The 23,044-nt window shown below is 74.5% G+C and carries 25 protein-coding genes; 16 read left to right on the top strand and 9 right to left on the bottom strand.

Going from position 1 to position 23,044, the window contains the following annotated elements; genetic code table 11:
• Positions 1-102: 102 nt before the first annotated feature.
• The 5 genes from ACYVDA_RS18690 (at position 103) to ACYVDA_RS18670 (ending at position 4,052) form a co-directional block, all read left to right on the top strand.
• Positions 103-819 (top strand): MBL fold metallo-hydrolase, encoded by a 717-nt coding sequence (locus ACYVDA_RS18690; protein WP_460820005.1) that lies wholly within the window; start codon positions 103-105, stop codon positions 817-819.
• Positions 820-838: 19 nt separating this feature from the next.
• Complete coding sequence (locus ACYVDA_RS18685) at positions 839-1,372, top strand: gamma carbonic anhydrase family protein (protein ID WP_460820004.1); 534 nt, start codon at positions 839-841, stop codon at positions 1,370-1,372.
• Positions 1,369-2,568, top strand: a complete 1,200-nt coding sequence (locus tag ACYVDA_RS18680; protein WP_460820003.1) for an MFS transporter — start codon at positions 1,369-1,371, stop codon at positions 2,566-2,568. Before ACYVDA_RS18685 ends, ACYVDA_RS18680 begins: the two co-directional genes overlap by 4 nt.
• A 10-nt stretch (positions 2,569-2,578) precedes the next feature.
• Positions 2,579-3,166: a DUF1707 SHOCT-like domain-containing protein gene (locus ACYVDA_RS18675; RefSeq protein ID WP_460820002.1), complete on the top strand. Its 588-nt coding sequence runs from the start codon at positions 2,579-2,581 to the stop codon at positions 3,164-3,166.
• 94 nt (positions 3,167-3,260) lie between these two features.
• Complete coding sequence (locus ACYVDA_RS18670) at positions 3,261-4,052, top strand: class I SAM-dependent methyltransferase (RefSeq protein ID WP_460820001.1); 792 nt, start codon at positions 3,261-3,263, stop codon at positions 4,050-4,052.
• A gap of 22 nt (positions 4,053-4,074) precedes the next feature.
• Here ACYVDA_RS18670 and ACYVDA_RS18665 read toward each other — a convergent pair whose 3' ends face one another.
• Together ACYVDA_RS18665 and ACYVDA_RS18660 are read right to left on the bottom strand one after the other, a co-directional pair.
• Positions 4,075-5,109, bottom strand: a complete 1,035-nt coding sequence (locus tag ACYVDA_RS18665) for an LLM class F420-dependent oxidoreductase (RefSeq protein ID WP_460820000.1) — start codon at positions 5,107-5,109, stop codon at positions 4,075-4,077.
• Between the two features lie 39 nt (positions 5,110-5,148).
• A complete protein-coding gene (locus tag ACYVDA_RS18660; RefSeq protein WP_460819999.1) occupies positions 5,149-5,601 on the bottom strand; it encodes a GNAT family N-acetyltransferase in 453 nt (150 codons plus the stop codon).
• 126 nt (positions 5,602-5,727) lie between these two features.
• Here ACYVDA_RS18660 and ACYVDA_RS18655 point away from each other — a divergent pair, with 126 nt between their 5' ends.
• From ACYVDA_RS18655 to ACYVDA_RS18645, 3 genes are all read left to right on the top strand, one after another.
• Positions 5,728-6,972, top strand: a complete 1,245-nt coding sequence (locus ACYVDA_RS18655; RefSeq protein WP_460819998.1) for an NAD(P)/FAD-dependent oxidoreductase — start codon at positions 5,728-5,730, stop codon at positions 6,970-6,972.
• A 127-nt stretch (positions 6,973-7,099) separates the two neighbouring features.
• A complete protein-coding gene (locus tag ACYVDA_RS18650) occupies positions 7,100-7,513 on the top strand; it encodes a hypothetical protein (RefSeq protein WP_460819997.1) in 414 nt (137 codons plus the stop codon).
• 96 nt (positions 7,514-7,609) lie between these two features.
• Positions 7,610-7,954 carry a helix-turn-helix domain-containing protein gene (locus tag ACYVDA_RS18645; RefSeq protein WP_460819996.1) on the top strand — a complete coding sequence of 115 codons (345 nt, stop codon included), beginning with the start codon at positions 7,610-7,612 and terminating at the stop codon, positions 7,952-7,954.
• A gap of 66 nt (positions 7,955-8,020) precedes the next feature.
• Here ACYVDA_RS18645 and ACYVDA_RS18640 read toward each other — a convergent pair whose 3' ends face one another.
• Positions 8,021-8,638 (bottom strand): ClpP family protease, encoded by a 618-nt coding sequence (locus tag ACYVDA_RS18640; protein WP_460819995.1) that lies wholly within the window; start codon positions 8,636-8,638, stop codon positions 8,021-8,023.
• A gap of 149 nt (positions 8,639-8,787) precedes the next feature.
• Between ACYVDA_RS18640 and ACYVDA_RS18635 the strand changes: the two genes are divergently transcribed.
• A complete protein-coding gene (locus tag ACYVDA_RS18635; RefSeq protein ID WP_460819994.1) occupies positions 8,788-9,303 on the top strand; it encodes a hypothetical protein in 516 nt (171 codons plus the stop codon).
• A 21-nt stretch (positions 9,304-9,324) separates the two neighbouring features.
• Here the strand turns inward: ACYVDA_RS18635 and ACYVDA_RS18630 are convergent, their stop codons facing one another.
• Both ACYVDA_RS18630 and ACYVDA_RS18625 read right to left on the bottom strand, forming a co-directional pair.
• The gene (locus ACYVDA_RS18630) at positions 9,325-10,380 is read right to left on the bottom strand and encodes an NAD-dependent epimerase/dehydratase family protein (protein ID WP_460819993.1); all 1,056 of its coding nucleotides are present in this window, start codon (positions 10,378-10,380) and stop codon (positions 9,325-9,327) included.
• Positions 10,377-10,841 carry an SRPBCC family protein gene (locus ACYVDA_RS18625; protein WP_460819992.1) on the bottom strand — a complete coding sequence of 155 codons (465 nt, stop codon included), beginning with the start codon at positions 10,839-10,841 and terminating at the stop codon, positions 10,377-10,379. Before ACYVDA_RS18625 ends, ACYVDA_RS18630 begins: the two co-directional genes overlap by 4 nt.
• A gap of 74 nt (positions 10,842-10,915) precedes the next feature.
• On the opposite strand from ACYVDA_RS18625, the gene ACYVDA_RS18620 reads away from it, so the two are divergent.
• Both ACYVDA_RS18620 and gndA read left to right on the top strand, forming a co-directional pair.
• Positions 10,916-11,314: an SRPBCC family protein gene (locus ACYVDA_RS18620; protein ID WP_460819991.1), complete on the top strand. Its 399-nt coding sequence runs from the start codon at positions 10,916-10,918 to the stop codon at positions 11,312-11,314.
• 63 nt (positions 11,315-11,377) lie between these two features.
• A complete protein-coding gene (gene gndA / locus ACYVDA_RS18615) occupies positions 11,378-12,823 on the top strand; it encodes an NADP-dependent phosphogluconate dehydrogenase (protein WP_460819990.1) in 1,446 nt (481 codons plus the stop codon).
• 11 nt (positions 12,824-12,834) lie between these two features.
• Here the strand turns inward: gndA and ACYVDA_RS18610 are convergent, their stop codons facing one another.
• Both ACYVDA_RS18610 and dps read right to left on the bottom strand, forming a co-directional pair.
• Positions 12,835-13,752 carry a hypothetical protein gene (locus tag ACYVDA_RS18610; RefSeq protein WP_460819989.1) on the bottom strand — a complete coding sequence of 306 codons (918 nt, stop codon included), beginning with the start codon at positions 13,750-13,752 and terminating at the stop codon, positions 12,835-12,837.
• 87 nt (positions 13,753-13,839) lie between these two features.
• Positions 13,840-14,385, bottom strand: coding sequence for a DNA starvation/stationary phase protection protein Dps (dps, locus tag ACYVDA_RS18605; protein ID WP_460819988.1), 546 nt, complete (start codon positions 14,383-14,385; stop codon positions 13,840-13,842).
• Positions 14,386-14,612: 227 nt separating this feature from the next.
• Between dps and ACYVDA_RS18600 the strand changes: the two genes are divergently transcribed.
• The 5 genes from ACYVDA_RS18600 (at position 14,613) to ACYVDA_RS18580 (ending at position 19,595) form a co-directional block, all read left to right on the top strand.
• Positions 14,613-15,689, top strand: coding sequence for an alpha/beta hydrolase (locus ACYVDA_RS18600; RefSeq protein ID WP_460819987.1), 1,077 nt, complete (start codon positions 14,613-14,615; stop codon positions 15,687-15,689).
• A complete protein-coding gene (locus ACYVDA_RS18595; protein ID WP_460819986.1) occupies positions 15,686-16,519 on the top strand; it encodes an SGNH/GDSL hydrolase family protein in 834 nt (277 codons plus the stop codon). Before ACYVDA_RS18600 ends, ACYVDA_RS18595 begins: the two co-directional genes overlap by 4 nt.
• 96 nt (positions 16,520-16,615) lie before the next feature.
• Positions 16,616-17,719, top strand: coding sequence for an HpcH/HpaI aldolase/citrate lyase family protein (locus tag ACYVDA_RS18590; RefSeq protein WP_460819985.1), 1,104 nt, complete (start codon positions 16,616-16,618; stop codon positions 17,717-17,719).
• Entirely contained in the window at positions 17,716-18,588 is an 873-nt protein-coding gene (locus ACYVDA_RS18585) for an HpcH/HpaI aldolase/citrate lyase family protein (RefSeq protein ID WP_460819984.1), read from the top strand. The genes ACYVDA_RS18590 and ACYVDA_RS18585 overlap by 4 nt, the downstream gene beginning before the upstream one ends.
• A gap of 113 nt (positions 18,589-18,701) precedes the next feature.
• A complete protein-coding gene (locus tag ACYVDA_RS18580; RefSeq protein WP_460819983.1) occupies positions 18,702-19,595 on the top strand; it encodes an SGNH/GDSL hydrolase family protein in 894 nt (297 codons plus the stop codon).
• 39 nt (positions 19,596-19,634) lie between these two features.
• Here ACYVDA_RS18580 and ACYVDA_RS18575 read toward each other — a convergent pair whose 3' ends face one another.
• Positions 19,635-20,633 carry a type IV toxin-antitoxin system AbiEi family antitoxin domain-containing protein gene (locus ACYVDA_RS18575; protein WP_460819982.1) on the bottom strand — a complete coding sequence of 333 codons (999 nt, stop codon included), beginning with the start codon at positions 20,631-20,633 and terminating at the stop codon, positions 19,635-19,637.
• Between the two features lie 88 nt (positions 20,634-20,721).
• On the bottom strand, positions 20,722-23,044 hold a 2,323-nt coding region (locus tag ACYVDA_RS18570), incomplete at its 5' end, for a bifunctional polysaccharide deacetylase/glycosyltransferase family 2 protein (RefSeq protein WP_460819981.1).

The following is a 23,044-nucleotide window of genomic DNA, read 5'->3' as shown; positions in this document are numbered from 1 at the left end:
ACGGTGCCGGCCGGAGAGTCGGACGCGGCGGTCGAACACGTGTTCGCCCAGCCTAACGTGCGGCGGCCCGACCTCGAGCGTACGGGCCCCTAGGCTGGCCCCATGGCGACGAGCAGCGACGGCAGCACCCCCAGCAACGGGGACCCGGGCCCCTACACCGGCAAGGTCACCCCCGGCGGGCCGCCCGACACCCGGGAGCTGGCCGGCCTGGTGATCACCAAGCTGGCGGTCGACGAGAAGATGTCGAACAACTGCTACCTGCTGCGCTGCCGGGCCACCGACGCCCAGCTCCTGGTCGACGCCGCCGCGGACGGGCCGCGCCTGCTCGAGCTGGTCGGCGACACGCGCCTGGGTCACGTCGTCACCACCCACCGCCACTGGGACCACCACCGCGCCCTGGCCGAGGTCGTGGCGGCCACCGGCGCCGTGGTCGTCGCCGGTGAGGACGACGCCGACTCGGTCACCGAGCAGACCGGCACCGAGGTCGACGACCGCGTCCGCCACGGCGACACGGTCGAGTTCGGCGAGGTCCGCCTGGAGGTCATCCACCTCGTCGGGCACACCCCGGGGTCGATCGCCCTGCTGTACGACGACCCCGACGGCACCCCGCACCTGTGGACCGGCGACAGCCTGTTCCCCGGGGGCGTGGGGAACACCTTCGGCGACGCCGAGGCCTTCCGCACCCTGGTCGACGAGGTCGCGACCAAGGTCTTCGACCGGCTGCCGGACGAGACCTGGTTCTACCCCGGCCACGGCGACGACTCGGTCCTCGGGCGCGAGCGCCCGCACCTGGCGGAGTGGCGCGAGCGGGGCTGGTAGTCGCCCTAGGGTGAGCGGCATGCCGCTCTACTCCCTCGACGGGATCTCCCCCACCGTCGCCGACGACGTCTTCATCGCCCCCACCGCCACCCTGGTCGGCGACGTCCGCGTCGAGTCCGGCGCCTCGATCTGGTACGGCGCGGTCCTGCGCGCCGACTACTCCCCGATCACGATCCGGGCCGGCGCCAACGTGCAGGACGGCTCGGTGCTGCACTCCGGCGTCGAGATGCCGTGCGACATCGGCGCCGGCGCCACCATCGCCCACCTCTGCCTGGTGCACAGCGCCACCGTCGGGGCCAACGCCCTGATCGGCAACCACGCGACGGTCCTGGACGGCGCCAGGATCGGCCGCCGCACCCTGGTCGCCGCGGGCTCGCTGGTGCTGGCGGGCACCGAGTTCGGCGACGAGCTGCTCGTCACCGGGTCCCCGGCGAAGGTCAAGGGTCCGATCGAGGGCACCGGGGCGCAGTTCTGGGTCGACCACAACGAGGAGGTCTACCGCGACCTCGCCGTGCGGCACCGGGACGGGATCGCCCCGGTAGAGCCGGCGTGAGCCCCCGGGTCGCCCGGGTCGCCCCGGTCGCCCTGGTCGCGACCGCCTTCGCGGTCGCGATGCTGGGCACCACCCTGCCCACCCCGCTCTACCCGTTCCTGGAGCAGCGCTTCGGCTTCGGGGAGCTCACCACCACGGTGGTGTTCGCGGTCTACCCCGTCGGGGTGGCCGCCGCGCTGCTGCTCTCGGGGCACTGGTCGGACCAGGTGGGCCGGCGCCCGATGCTGCTGGCCGGCCTCGGCCTGTCCGCCGTCTCGGCGGTGCTGTTCCTGCTGGCGAGCCCTACCGGCTCGATGGCGTGGGTGTACGCCGCCCGGCTGGTCTCCGGCCTCTCCGCCGGCATCTTCACCGGCACCGCGACCGCCGCGGTGGTCGACCTGGCCGACGAGGGCGGCGCCGAGCGGGCCGGGCTGGTCGCGGCCGCCGCCAACATGGGCGGGCTCGGCCTGGGCCCGGTCGTCGCGGGCCTGCTGGCGCAGTGGGCGCCGCGCCCGCTGGTGGTCCCGTTCGTCGTCGACCTGGTCCTGGTCGGCGTGGCGCTCGCCTGCGTCCTCGCCCAGCCCGAGACCGTGCACCGCGACCCGTCCGCCCGGCTGCGCCCCCAGCGGATCAGCGTCCCGGGCGAGGTCCGGCCGGTGTTCCTGCGCGCCTCCGTCGCCGGGTTCGCGGGCTTCGCGGTGCTGGGCCTGTTCACCGCGGTCTCGCCGGCCTTCCTGGGCCAGGTCCTGCACCTGCGCTCCCCCGCCCTGGTCGGGCTGGTGGTCCTGCTCGTCTTCGTCGCCTCGATCGCCGGGCAGGTGCTCTCCCTGCGCCTGAGCCACCCCCGCGCCATGACGGTCGGGTGCCTCGCGCTGACCGGCGGGATGGTCGTGCTGGCCGCCAGCCTGCTGCTGGGCCAGCTGGTCCTGCTGGTGCTCGGCGGCCTGGTCGCCGGCGTGGGCCAGGGCCTCACCTTCCGCGCGGGGCTGGGCGCGGTCGGGCAGGCCAGCCCGGCGGCGAGGCGCGGCGCGATCTCGTCGGCGTACTTCGTGGTGCTCTACGTCGGCATCTCGGTGCCGGTCGTGGGCGTGGGACTGCTCACGACGCTGGTCGGCCTGGTCACGGCGGGCGTGGTGTTCGCCGTGCTCGTGGGCGTGCTGACGACCGTCGTGCTGGTGCTCCTGCGGCGCGACCGCACCTCCCCGGACGCGCACTAGGCTGGCCCGCATGTCGGGTGCGACGCTCTGGGAGCAGTTCACGCTGGACCCCCGCCAGGCCCAGCACCAGCACCTGCGTGCCTCCGACCGGGACCGCGACGTCGCCCGCGAGCATCTCCTGTCGGCGTACGCCGAGGGCCGTCTGGACGAGGACGAGGTCGACGAGCGGACCGCCACGCTGGCGCGCACCCGCACCCTGGGCGAGCTCGTCCCGCTGCTCCAGGACGTGGTCGTCCCCGCCCCGCCCACCCGGCTGGCCACCTCCGGCGACCCGTGGGCCACGCCGCGCCCGCTGCTGCACGCCGAGGCCGAGCGCCGCTACCGACAGCGTCGGCAGGCCGCCCTGGCGGCGTTCCTCACCCCGACGCTCATCTGCTGGACGATCTGGCTCGCCTCGGGGCTTGGCTTCCCGTGGCCGGTCTTCGTGATGCTCTCGGGGATCCGGTGGGTGCAGCTGCTGACCTCGCGGCAGGACACCGTGGCCGACATCGAGCAGGAGCTCGTGCGTCGCGAGGAGAGGCGCCTGGCCACCCGGTCGCGCCGCGAGCAGCGCGAGCTCGAGCGGCGTCGTCGGCACGAGGGGCCCGCGGGCGGCTGAGCGTGCGCCCGGGACCTCCGACCATGGCGGCCCGACCCCGTCCCCACCTAGCGTGCCGGGTGCGAGCAGGTGGGACCGGGGCGAGGGAGCGGCCATGGACGTGCGGGAGCTGGTCACGCGGCACTACGGGACCCGGGAGGTCGCCGCGGCGGTGCTGGCCACCCTCGCCGACGCCGGGGTCGACGTCGAGGCGCTGCGGGTGCAGGACCTGGCCCCGGTCGACCAGCTGCACGCGGGCGGCGCCCCCGCCACCGCCCACCTGCTCGACCAGCTCGACCTGGCGCCGGGCACGACGCTGCTCGACGTCGGCTGCGGCATCGGCGGCCCGGCCCGGCTCGCGGCCGTCCGCGGGCTCCGCGTCACCGGGGTCGACCTCACGCCCGCGCTGGTCGAGGCGGCGCGCGACCTGACCGAGCGGGTGGGCCTCGCCGACCAGGTGACGTACGCCGTGACGCCGGCCGAGTCGCTGCCCTTCGACGACGGCTCGTTCGAGGCCGCGATCATGGTCCACGTGGGCATGAACGTGCCCGACAAGCGCGCGCTGTTCACCGAGGTCCGGCGGGTGCTGGCCCCGGGCGGGCTGTTCGCGGCGTACGACCAGGTGCGGACGCGCGAGGGCGACCTGCCGTTCCCGATGCCGTGGGCCGAGGACGAGCGGTCCTCGTTCGTGGAGTCGGTCGAGGAGTACGTCGAGCACCTGCGCGCCGCCGGGTTCGAGGTGCTCGAGGTCGAGGACCGCACCGCCTCCACGCTGGGCGGACCTCCCCCGGGGTCGCTGTCCCCGGCCGCGGTGTTCGGCGAGGTGTTCCTCGACCGGCTGCGCCGCAACGTCGCCGCCACCCGCGACGGGCTGCTCGGCGCGGCGATGGTCGTGGCCCGGGCCTGAGCCGTCCCGCCGTGCTCCCGGATCAGCCCAGGGTGTCGGCCACCAGCCGGACCTCCTCGGGCGTGCGGCAGCTGAGCAGCAGGGTGGTGACCCCGGAGGCCTCCCACTCGCCGACCCGCTCGCGCACGAAGGCCGGGTCGCCCACGACGTGCAGCTGGTCGACCAGCTCGTCGGGCACCCGGGCCGCCGCCTCCTCCTTGCGGCCGGCCAGGTACAGCTCCTGGACCTCCTCGGCCAGGTCGGAGTAGCCCATCCGCACGAAGACGGCGTTGTGGAAGTTCTGCTCCTTGGCCCCCATGCCACCCATGTAGAGGGCGACCGAGGGCTTGAGCGAGGCGAGCACGCCGGCCTTGTCGTCGGTGACCTGGAGGTGGCAGCTGGCGGCGATCTCGAAGTCGGCGCGGGTGCGGCGGGCCCCGAGCCGGGCGAACCCCTCGTCGAGCCAGGGCTGGTACATCCCCGACGAGGCCGGGGAGTAGAACAGCGGGATCCAACCGTCGGCGATCTCGGCGGTCTGCGCGACGTTCTTCGGACCCTCGGCGCCCAGCCAGATCGGCACGTCGGAGCGCAGGGGGTGGGTGATCGAGCGCAGCGGCTTGCCCAGCCCGACCGACCCCTCCCCGGCGTACGGCAGGGGGTGGTGGGGGCCGTCACCGGTGACCGGCGCCTCGCGGGCCAGGACCTGGCGCACGATGTCGACCACCTCGCGGGTGCGGGCCAGCGGCTTGGCGAAGGGCGCGCCGTACCAGCCCTCGACGACCTGGGGGCCGCTGACGCCCATGCCCAGGATCACGCGCCCGCCCGAGAGGTGGTCCAGGGTCAGGACGTGCATCGCGATGCTGACCGGGCTGCGGCCCGACATCTGCACGATCGAGGTGCCCAGGCGCAGCCGGCTGGTCTCGCGGCCCCACCAGGCCAGCGGTGTGAAGGCGTCGGACCCGTAGGCCTCGGCGGTGAAGAGGGCGTCGAAGCCCGCGTCCTCGGCGGCCGCCACCAGCTCCGCGGTGCCCGTGGGGGGCTGTGCGCCCCAGTACCCCAGCTGCAGTCCCAACTTCATGGGGTCACCCTGCCAGACCCGTCCCGTCGCCCGACCGGTTCAGACCTCGAGGTCGTAGGTCACCCAGCTCGTGCGCTGAGCCACGTCGTCGTAGAGCCTGCGGGCGGTGGCGTTGTCCTCCGCGGTGATCCAGCGGACCCGGTCGCAGCCCTGCTCCCGAGCGAGCTCGGCGAGCCGCGCCAGCAGGGCGCGGCCGACGCCACGGCCACGGGCGTCCGGGGAGGTGAACAGGTCGTCGAGGTAGAGCCCCCGGGCTCCCCGGGAGGGCCGGCTGAACAGGCGGTGGTGGGCCAGGCCGACCACGACGCCGTCGACCTCGGCCACCAGCCCGTGCACCTCGTGGTCGTCGTCGAGCAGCCATCCCCACACGCGGTTCAGGACGGCGCCGTCGTCGGGCACCTCGTAGAACTGCCGGTAGGCGGCGAACAGCTCGCGCCAGGCCTCGCGGTCGCCCACCTCGACGGGTCGCACCCGCACGTCGCGCTGCGTCATGGGCCCACCCTGCCAGAGCCACGACCCCCCGGTCCGGGCCCGGCCGGGAGCGTGCCCCACGCCACCAGGCCGGGGCTAGGTTCGGGGCCACGAGGACCGAGCGACGGTCCGTGGAGGGAGCGCACCGTGTCCGAGTCTTCCGGGACGTCCGAGCCGATCGTCGTCGTGGGAGGCGGCGTGGCCGCCGGCACCGCCGTCACCGAGCTGCGCGAGCAGGGGTACGACGGCCCGGTGGTGCTGGTCACCGACGAGTCGAGGCCGCCGTACGAGCGCCCGCCGCTGTCGAAGGACCTGCTGCTCGGCGAGGCCGAGGAGACCGACCCGCTGCTGCACGACGAGGGCTGGTACGCCGACCACGACGTCGACCTGCGCCTGGGCACGCGTGCCACGGCGATCGACCTGGCCGCCCGCACCGTCCTGGTCGGCGGCGAGTCGCTGCGCTACCACCGGCTGCTGCTGGCCACCGGCTCGCGCTCGAAGGCCTTCCCGGTCGCCGACGGCAGCGGCGCGCCCGTCGCCTACCTGCGCACGCTCGAGGAGTCGCTGGCGCTGCGCGAGCAGCTGCACGAGGGGGCTCGCATCGCGATCGTGGGCGGTGGATGGATCGGCCTCGAGGTGGCGGCCGCGGCCCGCAGCCGCGGCGCCGAGGTGACCGTGCTCGAGTCCGCGCCGCACCCGCTCCTGCGGGTGCTGGGCGAGGAGGTCGCCCAGGTCTTCACCCGGCTGCACCGCGCCCACGGGGTCGACCTGCGCACGGGGGTCCACATCACCGGCGTCGAGCGCTCCGGCGACGGGGCCCTGGTCAGCCTGCGCGAGGGCGACGCGGTCCGCTGCGACCTCGTGGTCGTCGGCGTGGGCGCCGAGCCCGTCGTCGAGCCCGCGGGAGCGGCCGGCCTGCGCATCGACGACGGCATCCGCACCGACGCCCGGCTGCGCACCAGCGACCCGCACGTGTTCGCCGCGGGCGACGTGGCCAACGCCGACCACCCGGTGCTGGGTCGTCCGGTCCGCGTCGAGCACTGGGACACCGCCCAGCAGCACGGCACCGTCGCGGCCCACAACCTGGCCGGCGGCGACGAGACCCACACGGCGCTGCCCTACTTCTTCACCGACCAGTACGACTTCGGCATGGAGTACGTCGGCTCCCCCGGCCCCGAGGGCTTCGACCGCGTGGTCGTGCGCGGCGACACCTCGTCGGCCGAGTCGCCCGCGTTCACCGCCTGGTGGTTGCGCGGCCGGCAGGTCGTGGCCGGCATGCACGCCAACGACTGGGACGCCATCGACGACGTGCGCCGGATCGTGGGACAGGAGATCGACCCCGACCGCCTGGCCCAGGAGTCCACCGACCTGGTCGACCTCGCGCAGGAGTGAGACGGACCGACCCCGGACGCCGGGATCGAGGTGGACGAGCGCCCCGCTGACCTGGTCGTTGGCGGGGAGCCGCCACGATCGGAGAAGTCGAGGTCGGTCTGCCACCGCACCCGGCATCCTGTCGCCCGTGACGGTCGAGGTCCTGCTCCAGCACTTCGTCGAGGGCCACGACGGCCACGAGGGCCGGGAGCGTGCGCTGGCGGTGCTCGGTCCCTACCTGCCCGAGGGCCTCGACCGCTTCGGCCGGGGGCGGATCGTCACCCCCGACGGGGGCGGGGAGGTCTTCGGCCTCGAGGAGCGCAGCAGCAGCGGGACCGCCGTCTTCAGCGACCTGCGCGGCGAGACGGTCTGGGACGTCCTCGTGCAGGTGGCCCTCGCGACCGGGTGGACCATCCTGCCCCTGGGGCACGCGCCCGTGCTCGTGCCCGGTCAGCGGATCGCCGACCTGCCGGAGGCCCTGCGGGCCGAGGCCACCCGGCTCGACGACGACCAGCCGGCTCGCGCGCTGCGCGCCCGGCTGAGCCGCTCGCCGCAGGCGTAGGGACCCACGCGGGTCCTGGTCCGGGCGCCGGCGTGCCGGTTACGCCGGCGGCGAACGCGCCTGGGACGTGCGCCGTCCTGGGCCTACCGTCGGGTCATGGGAGACATCGTCGACGTGCGGCCCGGTCCCTCGGCGGACCGGTCGGGGACCGAGCCCGTCGGGCCCGCCCCCGCCGAGCCGCTGTGGCGCGAGGCCGTCGGCCGGGCGCTGCGCGCGGAGCGCCGCCGCCAGGACCGCACCCTGGCCGACGTCGCCTCGCGGTCGGGCGTCTCGCTGCCCTACCTCTCCGAGGTGGAGCGGGGCCGCAAGGAACCCAGCTCGGAGATCCTCGGGGCGGTGGCCGGAGCTCTCGGCCTGCGCCTGGTGGACCTCACCGCACGCGTCACCCGCGACCTGGCGCCAGGCGCCCGCTCGTCGGCGCCGCTGGCCCTGGCCGCCTGAGGCGAGCCCCGGAGCCCCAGGCAGCCGCCCGCGGACGGTCCCGGACGCCGGGGATCGTGCGCGAGCTCACGCCCGCACCCCCAGCCCCACGGCACGGCCCGTGCCCATCGGGGTCACCGGGGCGAGGTCGAGCAGCACCTCGTCGACGATCCCGTGGTCCCGCGCCTGCTCCGCGGTGAACCACCGGCCGCGCGACGCGTCCTGCTCGACCCGCTCGACGGGCTGGCCGGTGTGCTCGGCGATCAGCCCCACCAGCACGCCCTTGGTGTGCTCGAGGTCCTCCCCCTGGATCCCGAGGTCGCCCGGTGTGCCGTCACCGGCCGAGCCCCGGTGCACCATCACGCGGGCGTGCGGCAGGGCGAACCGCTTGCCCGGCGTACCGGCAGAGAGCAGGAGCTGCGCCGTGCCCGCCGCCAGCCCGAGCGCCAGGGTGCTGACGTCGTTCGGGATCAGCCGCACCACGTCGTGGATCGCCAGCCCGGCGGTGACCGACCCGCCCGGGGAGTTGATGTGGAGGCTGATGTCGCGGCGCGGGTCCTCGGCGGACAGCAGCAGCAGCGAGGCGCAGACACGTCGGGCGACGACGTCGTCGACCTCCTGACCGAGCAGGACGATGCGCTGGTGCAGCAGCCGCGCGGCCAGCTGGTCGTCCAGCGAGCCGACGGTGAGCAGTGGTGTGGTCACGGGACCTCCTGGGGTGGGTCCCTCCACCGTGCCGACCCCGCCGACGGAGTCCCAGCGCTTCTGCCGGTGGCAGTTCTGCCCACGGCAGAGGCCCTTGCCGATCTCCCTCGCTGATTACATAATTACTTCATTACGGCGAAGGAGTGGACATGAGTGAGGACATCACGGGTCAGGTCACCGGCTGGGTGCTGGGACGACTCCCCGACGACTGGTTCACCGGCCCCGCCCGGGTCACGGTGGACCGGGAGGAGATCACGATCGTGGGCACGCTCGCGGTCCCCGACGGAGCAGCGGACGACGGGGCCGCGGCGACCGAGGCGGCGCGGGGCCGGCTCTCCCGCTTCCGCGAGGACACCCGCGAGCAGCGCATCGCCATCGCCCGGGAGGCCGAGCACCGGTTCGAGCGCAAGGTGGCCTGGGGCGCGGAGTGCGGGCCGGTCGAGACCGTGTGGACCCACCTGGCCGTGCCGGTCATGACCCGGTTGCGGCAGCCCCAGCGACGCATCCTGGACACCCTGGTCGAGGCCGGGGTCGCCCGCAGCCGGGCCGACGCCCTGGCCTGGTGCGTGCGCCTGGTGGGCCAGCACACCGAGGAGTGGCTCGAGGAGCTGCGGGAGGCCATGACGAGCGTGCAGCAGGTGCGCGACCGGGGCCCGCAGGCCTGACCGCGCCCCCCGCGCCCGGGGTCAGCCCCGGGAGGGCAGGACGGCGCGCACCCGGTGCAGCGCCAGGCTGGCCCCGGCGCGGACCGTGGCCGGGGCCCTCAGCTCGTCGAGCACGGGGGCGCGCATCCGCGTCCAGCCGGGGTCGCTGGCCTCGGCGGCCTCGGGCACCGTGCCCGGCTCGGCGAAGCACCGGGTCATCGCTTCGCGCACGCCCAGCAGCGGCGGCCCGTCGGCCGGCTCCCAGGTGTGTCCCTCGCGGCAGACCATGTCGTCCTTGAGGCTCTCGATCAGCGAGGCCACGGTCCAGAACGGCGCCGCCGTCATCAGGGCGGCACCGAGGCTGACGATCGGCGCCGGGACCGGCACCGTGGGGACGCGCAGGCGCAGCAGGCCCGCGGCCCGGGAGACCTCGCCCATCAACCCGGCGTACGGCACCACGTCGGGGCCACCGATGTCGACGGCGCCGCGCAGGTCGTCGGAGGCGAACATCTCGACGACCGCCCGGCGCACGTCGGTGACCGCGATCGGCTGCACGCGGTGGCGCAGCCAGCCCGGCACCGGCTGCACCAGCAGGAGCGTGGCCAGCTGGCGGATCACCTCGAAGGACGTGGAGCCGGCGCCGATGACCACACCCGCCCGAAGCGCGACCACCGCGACGTCGTCCGTGGCGGCCTCGAGCAGCACCTGCTCGACCTCGAGCCGGGAGTGGATGTGCCGCGAGAGCTGGTCCTCGGGCAGGTCCGGCACCAGGCCGGAGAGGTAGACCACGCGGCGCACGCCGGTGCCGGGGATGGCGTCGCGGACGATCTCGGCACCCTGGCGGTCGCGGTCCTCGAAGGCCCGGATGTTCAGCGAGTGCACCAGGTAGCAGACGCCCTCGACGTCCTCGAGCGCGCCGGAGACAGCCTCGGGGTCGGTGACGTCGCACCGGCGCCACTCGACGTCCTCGCCCCAGGAGAAGCGGCTGGGGTCGGGCTCGGAGGAGGAGGCGGCGACGACCTCGTGACCGGCCTCGACCAGGGCGGGGACCAGACGGGAGCCGACGTAGCCGGTGGCGCCCAGGACCAGGATCCTCATCGCTCGCCCAGGTGACGCAGCAGGTTGCGGGCGAAGACCTTGCCCATGCCGGCCATCACGGTGCTCATGGTGCCCTCGACCGGCTTGCGCATGGCGCGGGGGAAGGGCAGCTCGACGGTCACGGTGAGGTCGATCGAGACCCGGCACCCGGAGCCCGCGTCCTCGAGGTCGTAGCTGCCCTCGACCTCGGTCTGCTCCTCGCTGCGCTCCGGGTCGTGGTGGTACTCGATGTGGTTCGGCTCGTCGAAGGTCATCACCTCGGTGAAGGTGCTGCCGATGGACTTGCCCAGGATCGGGATCCGGGTGACGTGCCAGGTCCACCGGTCGCCGTCGACGTCGATGCGCTGCAGGTAGGGCGTGAGCCTCGGCAGCAGGTCGGGGTCGGTCAGGGCCTTCCACACGTCGCCGCGCGAGGACTGCAGGGTGGCGCTCGAGCGGTTGCTCGCGCTGAAGCGGGTCATCGGTCTCCTCGGTGTGGCCGGTGGTCGTGCCAACCTAGCGGGGCGGCCCAGGCGTCCCGGACTAGCGTCGTGGGATGGTCACCCTCACCCTGGAGACGCACGGCAGCCTGGACGTCGACAGCGCCTGGGAGCGGTACGCCGACCCCGACCTCTGGTCGACCTGGTCACCCCAGATCCAGCGCGTCGAGCGCTCCACCCCGCGGCTGGTGACCGGCACCACCGGGACCGTGCGCGCCGGCCTGCTCCCCCGCCCGACCCTGCCCGTGCCGTTCACCGTCGAGCACGTCGACGAGGCCCGACGCGAGTGGACCTGGCGCGCCCACCTCGGCCCGGTCACGCTGCACCTCGACCACGGCGTCGTCGCCCGCGGCTCCGGGTCGGGCACGTGGCTGCGCGTCAGCGGCCCGGCCGTCGTCGTGCTGCCCTACCTGCCGGTGGCCCGGCTCGCCCTGGGGCGCCTGGTCTCGCCCTGACCCGTGCGGAGCCCTCCGAGGTCCCGGTGCCGGCGCTCCCACCCTGGCCCTAGGGTCGGGAGCATGACTTCTGAGCACGCAACCGCCGACATCGGTCTCACCGGCCTGGCCGTGATGGGCAGCAACCTCGCACGCAACATGGCGCGCCACGGCCGCACCGTCGCGGTGCACAACCGCACCACCGAGAAGATGACCTCGTTCCTCGACGCCCACGGCGAGGAGGGCGCGTTCGTCGGGTCGGAGTCGATGGCCGACTTCGTGGCCAGCATCAAGCAGCCCCGCGCCGTGATCATCATGGTCAAGGCCGGTGCCGCCACCGACGCCGTCATCGACGAGCTGACCCCCCTGCTCGACGAGGGCGACATCGTCGTCGACGCCGGCAACGCCCACTTCGAGGACACCCTGCGCCGCCAGGAGGCGCTCCAGGAGAAGGGTCTGCACTTCGTCGGCATGGGCGTCTCCGGCGGCGAGGTCGGCGCGCTGGAGGGCCCCTCCATCATGGTCGGCGGGTCCGAGCACGCCTACGAGACCCTGGGGCCGATCGTCGAGGACATCGCCGCGCAGGTGGACGGCACCCCGTGCGCCACGCACGTCGGGCCCGACGGCGCCGGCCACTTCGTCAAGATGGTGCACAACGGCATCGAGTACGCCGACATGCAGCTGATCGCCGAGGCCTACGACGTCCTGCGCACCGTGCTCGGCACGGAGCCGGCCGAGCTGGCCTCCACCTTCGAGAAGTGGAACGAGGGCGACCTCGACTCCTTCCTGATCGAGATGACCGCCCAGGTGCTCAAGCACACCGACGCCGCGACCGGCCAGCCGTTCGTCGACGTCGTGCGCGACGCGGCGGAGCAGAAGGGCACCGGCCGCTGGACGGTGCAGAGCGCGCTCGACCTCGGCGTACCCGTCACCGGGATCGCCGAGGCCACCTTCGCCCGCAGCGTCTCGGGCCACACCGCCCAGCGCGAGGCCGCCCGCGCGGTCTTCTCCCAGACCACCGAGGCCCCGCAGGTCGAGGACGAGGACGCGTTCGTCGAGGACGTCCGCTCCGCGCTGTACGCCGCCAAGATCGTGGCCTACGCGCAGGGCTTCGACCAGATCGTCGAGGGCAGCAACGAGCACGACTGGGACGTCTCCCCCGGCGACATGGCCACGATCTGGCGTGGCGGCTGCATCATCCGGGCCAAGTTCCTGGACCGCATCCGCGAGGCCTTCGAGGCCGAGCCCGACCTGACCACGCTGATGACCAACGAGTACTTCGCCGACGCGCTGAAGAAGGGCGAGGCGGGCTGGCGCCGGGTCGTGTCCACCGCGACCGCGGCCGGCATCCCCGTGCCGGCGTTCGGGTCCTCGCTGTCGTACTTCGACGCGCTGCGCCGCGACCGCCTCCCGGCCTCACTGATCCAGGGCCTGCGCGACAACTTCGGCGCCCACACCTACGAGCGCACCGACCGCGAGGGCACCTTCCACACCCTCTGGGCCGGCGACGGCTCCGAGGTCGAGGCCTGAGCCGGGACGCGTCAGGGGCGCATCGCGACCCAGCCGGCGTGGTCCTCCACCGCGATCCCGCGGTACGCCGGGGCGCCGGCCGAGGCGCGGTCGACGGCGGCCATCACCGCTGCCATGGTGGAGCGGCGCTGGCCGTAGAAGGTCTGCTTGGCCCAGTCGGGGTCGGGACGTAGGTCGTGGGTCTCCACGGCCAGTCGCACGGGGATGCCGTGCGCGGCCCCGGTCGCCAGGGCGCGGGCCCCGACGCCGGTGATGCTGTCGGGGCCGGTGGCGCTGGTGCGGTAGCTCATCACGGTCAGGGCGTCGACCAGGCCGGCGACCGCGTCGTCCAGCGCGCGCCCGTCCGAGGTGGTGACGGTGTCCAGCCAGAAGGCGACGTCGGCCTCGAGCGGCACGGCGGCGACCTCCTGGAGCCGGCGCAGCACCTCGAGGTAGCCGGTCACGACCGTCGTGCGGTTCGAGGTCCAGTCGGCACGCACCCAGGGCTCGACGTCGACGTGGAGGCCGTCGAAGAGGCCGGTCGCCTGCGCCGACTGCGCCCAGGCCACGCCGGCGCCCGGGTCGTCGATCCACCCCGGGTCGCCGCCCAGGGCCGCGACCCGGATGCCGACGGCGTGGGCGCGGTCGGCCACGGACCGGACCCACGCCAGGTCCGGTGAGGACCCGAGGGCGGGCGGGACGGCGAGGAAGAGCTCGCCGACGCCGTTGGTCCGGGCCTGGTCGACCAGGGTCCGGGGGCTCGGACGGGTCCAGACCCACTCCGCACGGGGGCCGGGAGCCGTCGCGGCCACGGCGCTCGCCGGGGTCAGGGCCGGCCCCAGGGCGGCGAGGGACACGGCGACGACCGCGAGCACGAACGCGCGGGACCACCCGCGGCGAGCCTGGTCGACAGGATCGCGGCGGGTGGTCCGACGGTGGTGGGTCTGCACGGTGCCTCCACCCGGAACGTAGTCGCTCCGGAGGAGGCCCGTGCAGGGAACGGGTCGGAGGCCGCGCTCGACGGCCTCCGGCGGCGCTCAGCGAGCGGCGTCGGCCGCCTCGGTCTCGCTGCTGGCACCCTCGTGGCGCAGGGCGCCGCCGGCGCTCTCGAGGTGGGCGCGGATGAACCACTGGAACTTCTCCAGCTCGGCGGTCTGGCCGATCAGCAGGTCCTCGGTGATCGGGTCGAGGTCGCCGGCCTCGGCGATGCCCTCGCGGTTGGAGGCCACGACGCCGTTGTAGACGAGGTCGAGGGCGGCCAGGTGGGCGTCGACGGTGTCGCGACCCAGGCTGTAGTCGTCCCAGCTGCGCACGTTGGCGATCCCGGCCGTGGTGCCGTCGGGCGAGCCGCCCATCGCGGCGATGCGCTCGGCGACCTCGTCGGCGTACCCGCGCACGAGCTCGACCTGCGGGTCGAGCATCTCGTGGACCGCGATGAAGTTGGGTCCCACGACGTTCCAGTGCACGTGCTTGAGCGTCAGGTGGAGGTCGTTGTACGCCGCCAGCCGGTGCTGGAGCAGCTCCACGACACGGGAGCCCTGCTCGGGGGTCAGGCCGGGGATGGTGAAGCTCAGGTCGGTCACGAAGGTCCTCTTCCAGGGATAGACAGGGTGTTGAGGTCCTCCGGGTACCCACTCCCCCCACGCAGGAATCGCCCCCAGTCCAAGAAGGGCCTGAGAGGTGGCGAAGGGAACCCCGAGGAGGGCTGCGGTGTCAGGTCGCAGACAGCGCGACGTTCCTAGCGTCGCCGAGGGCCGACACGGCCACGGGGCCGCTCCCGACCCCGTCCGCCTGAGGAAGGTGCTCGACGATGCTCGCGCTGACAGGACGTCCGTTGCTCGTGCTGGCGGTGCTCGGCGCCGCGGTGGCGGTGCTCGCCGCGGTCGCGGTGGCGGTCCTCGGCACGCGCCGGCCCGGGCGGGGGCGGCGGCTGCTGCTGCGCGGGGTGCCCGTCCTGGTCCTGGCGCTGCTGGCCCAGGGACTGGCGGTGCTGGCCTTCGCCCTCGACGTCAACGACCGCTACGCCTTCTACACCAGCTGGGCCGACCTGACCGGTCACGTCACCCAGGGCGCCGCGATCAGCACCCACGACCTGGTGGCGCCCGGCGAGGGCCGCGCGGTCGTCATGACGGTGCGGCACCCGTCCGTGGGTCGCGACGACCAGGTCATCGTCTGGCTGCCCAAGCAGTACGACGAGCCGGCGTACGCCCACCACAAGTTCCCCGTGATGATGTTCCTGGCCGGTCAGCCGAGCTCGCCGGAGCTGGCCTTCACCCAGTTCGGCTTCGCCCGGGACGCCACGAACCTGATCGCCCACCACCAGGTGCAGCCGTTCGTCGCGGTGTTCCCGACCCTGATGGTCTCCCCGCCCCGCGACACCGAGTGCACCGACGTGCCCGGCGGTCCCGCGGCCGACACGTGGCTCTCGACCGACGTGCCGCGCTTCATGAGCAGCCACTTCCGGACCCAGCCGCGGGGGCGGAACTGGTCGGTGGGCGGCTGGAGCACCGGCGGATTCTGCGCGGCCAAGCTGGTCACCTCCCACCCCGCGTGGTTCAGCTCGGCGGTGAGCTACGGCGGCTACTACCAGCCGATCCAGGACCACACGACCGGCAGCCTGTTCGGGGGACGCCGCAAGCTGCGCCAGCACAACTCGCCGCAGTGGCTCTACGGCCACCTCGGCGGTCTGCACGGGTCCCGGATGCTGCTCGTGGCCGGGCGGCAGGACCGCGAGTCCTGGCTCTCGACCCAGCGGATGCTGCACGCCTCCTACCTCGACCCGGCCGTCAGCAGCATCGAGTTCCCCCAGGGCGGTCACAACTACCGCAACTACTCCGCCTACCTGCCCCAGGGCATCGTGTGGAGCGGCCGAGGGTGGCGCCCGTGACGCGGGCGTGCCGGGGGGCGACCCGGCCCCTCCTGGCCGCGGTCCTCCTCGTCCTGGCCCTGACCCTGTCCGCCTGCGGGGTCAGCTCGTCGACCGCCGCGGCGACGCCGTCCACCTCCGCCGCCGGCACCGCCTCCAGCACCCCGGGCTCCCCGACCTCGTGGCACGTCGTGGGGCTGGGCGACTCGGTGATGGCCGGCACCAACTGCGACTGCGACGGCATCGTGAAGGAGTACGCCGCCGGCCTGGCCCGCACGACCCCGGGCCGCGTCACGACCAGCGACCTCTCCGACGGCGGCCTGGTCACCGGCGACGTGGAGAAGGACCTCACCGACGACTCGTCCCAGCAGCAGGCCCTGCGCACGGCCGACGTCGTGCTGGTCACGATCGGCGCCAACGACCTCTACCCCGCCCTGGACAAGTGGCGCTCGGCCACCTGCGACGAGACCTGCTACGGGGCGCTGGCCTCCCGGATGGGGCGCAGCCTGTCCACGGTCCTGGACGAGATCAAGGCCCTCGTGCCCGCGTCGGCCCAGGTCCTGGTCACGAACTACTGGAACGTCTTCACCGACGGCGCCATGACCCGCAAGTCCGTCGGGCAGGCCCAGATCGACTTCAGCGAGGACGTCACCGACGCCGCCAACCGCGAGATCTGCGCGGCGGCGGTGGGGCACGGCGACACCTGCGTCGACCTGCTGCACCCCTTCAAGGGCACGGCCGCCCACCCCGTCGACGTGACCCCGCTGCTCGCGGCCGACGGGGACCACCCCGACGCCGCCGGCGTCGCGGTGATCGTCAAGGCGCTGCTCGCGGCGACGAAGGTGCCCTGACCGGGCGCGGGACGCCCTCCGGGGCGCGCGACGCGACGCGTCTCGGGTGGGATTCGTCATACCCCGGGCACGCCGGGACGCTGCTAGCGTCCGGCCATGCGCAGCGCCAAGGACTTCTTCGCCCCGCTCGCCGTCGGGGCCCCCCAGCCCGTCCGCGAGATCCCGGCCCGCCCCAGCCGGGCGATCCACTTCTTCGACCCCAGCAACCCGAAGATGGCGGCCAAGGTCCCCGACATGGTCGGATCGGTCGACGTGCTCCTGGGCAACCTCGAGGACGCCGTCAAGGCCGACAACAAGCTCGCCGCGCGCCAGGGCCTGGTCGACATCGCGCGCAGCACCGAGGGTCTCGGCGGCCCCGACAGCCCGACCCAGCTGTGGACCCGCGTCAACGCGCTGGACTCGCCCTGGGGCCTGGACGACCTCACCACCCTGGTCACCGAGATGGGGAGTCGCCTCGACGTGGTGATGATCCCGAAGGTGCAGGGCGCCGAGGACATCCACTACGTCGACCGGCTGCTGGCCCAGCTCGAGGCCAAGGCCGGGCTCGACCGCCCGATCCTGGTCCACGCGATCCTCGAGACCGCGCGCGGCATGGTCAACGTCGAGGAGATCTGCGGCGCCTCCCCGCGCATGCAGGGCCTCTCGCTCGGCCCCGCCGACCTGGCGGCCGACCGCCGGATGAAGACCACCCGCGTCGGCGGCGGCCACCCGGGCTACCTGGTGCGGCGCGACCCGGCGTCCTCCAGCGCCGAGGACGTCGCCGCCGAGCGCCCGGTCTTCCAGCAGGACCTCTGGCACTACACGATCGCGCGGATGGTCGACGCCTGCGCCATGCACGGCATCTACCCCTACTACGGCCCGTTCGGCGACATCGCCGACGTCGTGGCGTGCGAGGACCAGTTCCGCAACGCCTTCCTGCTCGGGTGCGTCGGCACCTGGTCGCTGCACCCCAAGCAGATCGCGATCGCGAACAAGGTCTTCTCCCCCGCTCCCGAGGACGTCGCGCACGCGCGCCGCGTGGTCGAGGCGATGGGCGACGGCACCGGCGCGGTCATGCTCGACGGCAAGATGGAGGACGACGCCTCGCTCAAGCAGTGCCTGGTGATGGTGCGCCTGGCCGAGCAGCTGGCCGCCATCGACCCCGCCCTGAAGGAGCAGTACGACGCCATCGGGTCCGCCGGGACGGAGGCCGGCGCATGAGCGACGCCACCGAGCTCCGCCCCCGCCGGTCGGTGCTCTACATGCCTTCCTCCAACGCCCGCGCGCTGGAGAAGGCCAGGTCCATCCCGTGCGACGGCCTGATCCTCGACCTCGAGGACGCCGTCGCCCCGGACGCCAAGCCGGGTGCCCGCGAGGCCGCCTGCGCCGCCGTCACCTCGGGTGGGTACGGCGCCCGCGAGCTCACCGTGCGGATCAACGCCGCCGGCACCGAGTGGCACGAGGACGACCTGGCCGCCGTGTGCCAGGCCGGGCCCGCCGCGGTGGTCGTGCCGAAGGTCGACTCGGCCGCGGCCGTGCACACCCTGGTCGAGGCGATGGAGCGCCACGGTGCCCCCGAGCACACCACCCTGTGGGCGATGATCGAGACGCCCGTCGCGATGCTGCACGCCGAGGAGATCGCCCGGGCCTCGGAGCGCCTGAGCGTGCTGGTGATGGGCACCAACGACCTCGCCAAGGAGCTGTACGCCGAGCACGTGCCCGGCCGCCACCCGCTCCTGACCGGGCTCTCGCTCTCCCTGCTCGCAGCCCGGGCCGCCGGCAAGGTGATCCTGGACGGCGTCTACAACGACGTGAAGGACATCGACGGCTTCCTCGACGAGTGCCGCCAGGGTCGCGAGATGGGCTTCGACGGCAAGACCCTGATCCACCCCGGCCAGGTCGAGGGCGCCAACGCCGCCTTCGCCCCGAGCGAGCAGGCCGTGGAGGACGCCCGCGGGATCCTCCAGGCGTGGGAGGACGGTCGTGGCTCCGGCGTGGTCACCTACCAGGGCCGGATGATCGAGAACCTCCACGTCGAGTCCGCCCGGCGCACCCTCGCGCTGCACGAGGCGATCGAGCAGCTCGCCTGACGCCAGGCTGACCGTGCTCGGGCCCCCCGCGCTCGACGCCGGCCGGTCGTGTTCGTAACGTGGGTCACACCGAGGTGGGCGCACCGGCGCCGGCCCTGTGATCCGGAGGACCCGTGCGACCCCTCACCTCTCTCGCTGCCTGTCTCACCCTCGTCGGGGCGGGCGTCCTCGGCGGCACCGCCGCCGCGGACGCCAAGACCACCCCGCCCCCGGCGGCCCGGGCGTCGGTCAAGACCTCGCCCTACGTCGCCCTGGGCGACAGCTACTCCTCCGGCGCCGGGATCGCCCCCTTCGTCGCGGGCTCCCCCGCCACGTGCAGCCGCTCGACGCTGAACTTCGCCCACGACATCGCCGCGATCACGCGCCCGGCGTCCTTCACCGACGTGACCTGCAGCGGCGCCAAGACCGCCGACTTCTTCGGCTCCCAGGCCGCCGGCGTGCCGCCGCAGCTGCAGGCCCTCAGCAAGCGAACCCGCCTGGTCACCATGACCATCGGCGGGAACGACGAGGACGTCTTCACCAGCTCGTTCTTCGGCTGCACCCAGCTCACGGCGACCGACCCGACGGGCAATCCCTGCCAGCAGAAGTACGGGAGCACCTTCACCGACCTGATCCGGTCCAGGACCTACCCCAACGTGGTCCGCGCGCTGCGCGCCGTGCGTCACCACGCGCCGCGCGCGACCGTGGTGATCCTCGGCTACCCGCAGATCCTCCCGCCCACGGGATCCCTGGGGTGCACCGCCGTCAGCGGCATCGCGGTCGGGGACGTCCCCTGGCTCGTCGCGCAGGAGAAGGTGCTCAACCGCGTCGTCCGGCGAGCTGCCGCCAGGACCGGCGCACGCTACGTCGACACCTTCACCCCCTCGGCCGGCCACGACGCCTGCTCCGGGCCCGGCGTGCGCTGGCTGGAGCCCCTGGCCCCGGTCAACGCCTACCCGGTCCACCCCAATGCCACCGGCGAGCAGGCCATGGCGGACGAGACCCTGGCCGCCCTCCGGCGCCGCTGAGCCCCGCAGCCCACCCACCTCCCGGGAGGCGCTGACCGCCTACCCCGCCTGGGCCAGCAGCTGCAGGTGGAACTCGCGCTCGAGGTGGCGGACCCACAGGTCGTGGTCGGTGTGGAGGAGACGGTGGTCCTCCAGCACCACGACCCGCCAGCCCAGCCGCTCCAGGGCGCGCAGGTGCTCCTGCGCCACCTCCCCGGTCGCCACCTGCCCCGACACCACGGCCCCGAACTGCCGGCCCTCGACCCCGAGGGCCAGCCGGACCCGCCGGGTGCCGGTGGCGACCCCCAGGCCGGGGACGGCGGTGGGCAGGCGGGCCGTGTGCCAGTGCAGCCGCAGCACCGACTCCGCGGCCGACCGGGCGCGGTCGTCGACCTGCGCGGCCAGGACCCGCAGCTGGCCCACCCCGGCGGTGCCGGTGAAGCGGGGCAGCTCGGCGAGCAGCTCCGCGTGCGTGACCGACCCCCGGCGCACCAGGGCGTCCATGGCGGCCAGCGCCCGGCCCGGCGGGAGGTGCAGGCCGACGTCGAGCGCGGTGCGCAGCGGCGTGGTCACCAGCAGGCCGTGCACACCGGTCACGTCGCGACCCAGGAGGTGCCGGCCCGGGCGACGACGCGGCGCCTGGTCCACCGGCACGGCACCCACGGGCCCACCGGGCCCACCCGCAGCGCTGACGAGCACCTCGGCCTCGACCCCGTGCACCCAGGCGGCCGTCCGGTCCACCACGACGCCGGCGCGCGGCAGGGCCATCCGGGCCGCCGTGGCCCGGACCACGGCGTCGTCCGGTGCGTGGCGGGAGACGTAGACCCCGCGCAGCAGCCGTCGCACCGACCCGCTGCGCAGCAGGCGCTCCAGCGCGACCCGGTCGACCCCCGCCGCGGCCGCGCCGGCGCGGGTGAAGGGTCGGTCCAGCGGGAGGGGTGAGCAGAGCTCGTCGAGGTCCGGGCCGCCCGGGAGCGGGAGGTCGCGGCACGGTTCGGACCGGGCGTCGGGCCGGGACGAGGGCGCGAGACGGGGCTGGGGCTGGGGCTGGTCGGGCATGACCCCACCCTGCGACGCCTCGCGAGATCCGTCGAACGACGATCCACAGGCATGCACCGTGAGGCCCCGGAGTGCCGCGCCGGGTGCGTCAGCCGCGCGCGGCGGCGTCCTCGCGCGCGGCCCCGGTCCCGACCGCCTCGCCCAGCCCCTCGGGCACCGAGCCCAGGTCGCCGGTGCGGCGCATCACGTGCCAGCGCAGGCGCAGGCCCGAGACGGCGCTGACCACGGACTGCAGCACCACGAGGTACATCAGCTGGCGGTAGACGAACTGCTGCGCGACCAGGCTCCACAGCGGGGTCAGGCGCTCCCCGTCGAGCCGGAACGCGTACGCCGCCGCGGCCAGCTGCACGCCCAGGAAGCCCAGCCACACGGCGGCGATCTCGGGCGTGCGGGCGAAGAGGACCGAGTAGACGGCCGAGACGTCGATGACCGGGGCCAGCAGCGGCAGGGCGACCTGGAAGGCCAGCAGGTAGGGCAGCCCGCGCCGGCCCAGCTTGCCGGCGGCCCCGCGCTCGAGCACGGCGCCGCGGTGCTTCCACATCGCCTGCATGGTGCCGTAGCACCAGCGGTAGCGCTGCCGCCACAGCTGCCCGAGCGAGGCCGGCGCCTCGGTCCAGGCCCGCGCCTCGGGGGCGTAGACGACCCGCCAGCCGGCGCGGCACACGGCCATGGTGAGGTCGGTGTCCTCGGCCAGGGTGTCGCTGCTCAGCCCGCCCACGTCGTCGAGCGTGGCGCGGCGGAAGGCCCCGATCGCCCCGGGCACGGTCGGCATGCAGCGCAGCACGTCGAACATGCGCCGGTCGAGGTTGAAGCCGATCACGTACTCCAGGTGCTGCCAGCGGCCCAGCAGCCCGCCGCGGTTGCCGACCTTGGTGTTGCCCGAGACGGCCCCGACCTCGGGGTCCAGGAGCGGGGCCACCAGGGCCTTCATCGCCGAGGGCTCGAAGACGGTGTCGGCGTCGACCAGCACCAGCACGTCGTGACGGGCCAGGGCGATGCCGGTGTTGAGCGCCGCGGGCTTGCCGGCGTTGGTGCGGCGCACGACGCGGACGTCGGGCAGCCCGAGCTCCTCGACCACGGCCGCCGTGCGGTCGGTCGACCCGTCGTCGACCACGATCACCTCCAGCTCGGGGTAGTCGCTGGCCACCAGGGAGCGGACGGCCGGTCCGACCCCCAGCTCCTCGTCGTACGCCGGCACCACGACCGACACCGGTGGCCAGGCGCCCGCCGGGACGTCCTCGGGGGCGGGCCAGCTCTCCGTCCGGCGCGCCCCCGGGCGCAGCGAGCGCGCGTGCCGGCGGGCGAGCGCCAGGAGCAGGAGGGTGCGCAGGAGGGCCAGGACGGCGACGGCGGCGAAGGCGACCTTCAGCACGGCTACGGTGGTCTCGGCCGTGCGCACGACCCCACGCACCAGCAGCCCCTGGAGCCGCTGGGAGGTGGTCGCCGGGTGCCAGGAGGAGGTCGTGCCGAGGGCCTGGGTGACGGTGTCGAACCGGTAGCCCCGCGCCCGCAGGTCGTGGACGATCCCGGGGAGCGCGCGCACGGTCTGCGAGCGGTCACCCCCGCCGTCGTGCAGCATCACCACGGCGCCGGGCGTGCCGCGACCCGGCGGCACCGCGGCGGCGCGGATGCGCGCGACCCCCGGACGCGCCCAGTCGCGGGTGTCGACGTCGGTGTAGACGAGCCGGTAGCCGGTGTCGTGCCGCGCGGCCGCCCACTCGCTGCCGGTGAGGGCGTCGACCCGGGAGGAGTACGGCGGCCGCAGCAGGTCGGTCGTCTGCCCGGTGGCGCCGGCGAGCGCGAGCTGGGTCTGGGCCAGCTCCAGGCGCTGCCGCCAGACGGGCACCTGGGCCAGGTTGGGGTGGGTGAAGGTGTGCAGGCCGACCTCGTGGCCCTCGGCCCGCATCCGACGGACCAGCTCGGGGTGGTCGACGATCGCGGCGCCGGTGACGAAGAAGGTGGCGTGCACCCCGAGGCGACGCAGCTCGTCCAGGATCGGTCCGGTGAACCGGTCGGGGCCGTCGTCGAAGGTGAGCACGACGCGACCGTCCGGGACGTGCCGGCCGGGCGACGTCGGTCGGGACGGGTCGACCAGCGGCCCGCCCCCGGCCACCCCGGCGGGCACCCGGCCGCCGTCGGGCGAGCGGGGGTCGTGGGCCCCCTCGCCCACCTGGCCGTGCGTCAGTCCCGACACGACCAGCAGCCCGAGGACCGCGACCAGGACCAGGGCGAGCAGGACCCAGTGGCTGCGGGCCTCCCGCGGGGCCTGGCCGGACGCGCTCGCGCGACGTCCCCGCGGGCGACCGGTCACGGCGTGGGGGTCGCGGTGGGCGTGGCCGTCGCGGTGGGCCGGGCCTGGCCGCCCGCACCGGTCGGGCGGGCCGGGTGCGTCGGCCGGGTCGGGGCGGGCG

This window comes from Nocardioides korecus (assembly GCF_054778395.1).
This window is presented reverse-complemented; position numbering and strand designations above follow the sequence as displayed.

Coding starts and splice junctions, on each gene's coding strand:
- ACYVDA_RS18690 (WP_460820005.1), top strand. CDS start 103: ATGGCGACGAGCAGCGACGGCAGCACCCCCAGCAACGGGGACCCGGGC.
- ACYVDA_RS18685 (WP_460820004.1), top strand. CDS start 839: ATGCCGCTCTACTCCCTCGACGGGATCTCCCCCACCGTCGCCGACGAC.
- ACYVDA_RS18675 (WP_460820002.1), top strand. CDS start 2,579: ATGTCGGGTGCGACGCTCTGGGAGCAGTTCACGCTGGACCCCCGCCAG.
- ACYVDA_RS18670 (WP_460820001.1), top strand. CDS start 3,261: ATGGACGTGCGGGAGCTGGTCACGCGGCACTACGGGACCCGGGAGGTC.
- ACYVDA_RS18665 (WP_460820000.1), bottom strand. CDS start 5,109: ATGAAGTTGGGACTGCAGCTGGGGTACTGGGGCGCACAGCCCCCCACG.
- ACYVDA_RS18660 (WP_460819999.1), bottom strand. CDS start 5,601: ATGACGCAGCGCGACGTGCGGGTGCGACCCGTCGAGGTGGGCGACCGC.
- ACYVDA_RS18645 (WP_460819996.1), top strand. CDS start 7,610: ATGGGAGACATCGTCGACGTGCGGCCCGGTCCCTCGGCGGACCGGTCG.
- ACYVDA_RS18635 (WP_460819994.1), top strand. CDS start 8,788: ATGAGTGAGGACATCACGGGTCAGGTCACCGGCTGGGTGCTGGGACGA.
- ACYVDA_RS18630 (WP_460819993.1), bottom strand. CDS start 10,380: ATGAGGATCCTGGTCCTGGGCGCCACCGGCTACGTCGGCTCCCGTCTG.
- ACYVDA_RS18625 (WP_460819992.1), bottom strand. CDS start 10,841: ATGACCCGCTTCAGCGCGAGCAACCGCTCGAGCGCCACCCTGCAGTCC.
- ACYVDA_RS18620 (WP_460819991.1), top strand. CDS start 10,916: ATGGTCACCCTCACCCTGGAGACGCACGGCAGCCTGGACGTCGACAGC.
- gndA (WP_460819990.1), top strand. CDS start 11,378: ATGACTTCTGAGCACGCAACCGCCGACATCGGTCTCACCGGCCTGGCC.
- ACYVDA_RS18600 (WP_460819987.1), top strand. CDS start 14,613: ATGCTCGCGCTGACAGGACGTCCGTTGCTCGTGCTGGCGGTGCTCGGC.
- ACYVDA_RS18590 (WP_460819985.1), top strand. CDS start 16,616: ATGCGCAGCGCCAAGGACTTCTTCGCCCCGCTCGCCGTCGGGGCCCCC.
- ACYVDA_RS18585 (WP_460819984.1), top strand. CDS start 17,716: ATGAGCGACGCCACCGAGCTCCGCCCCCGCCGGTCGGTGCTCTACATG.
- ACYVDA_RS18575 (WP_460819982.1), bottom strand. CDS start 20,633: ATGCCCGACCAGCCCCAGCCCCAGCCCCGTCTCGCGCCCTCGTCCCGG.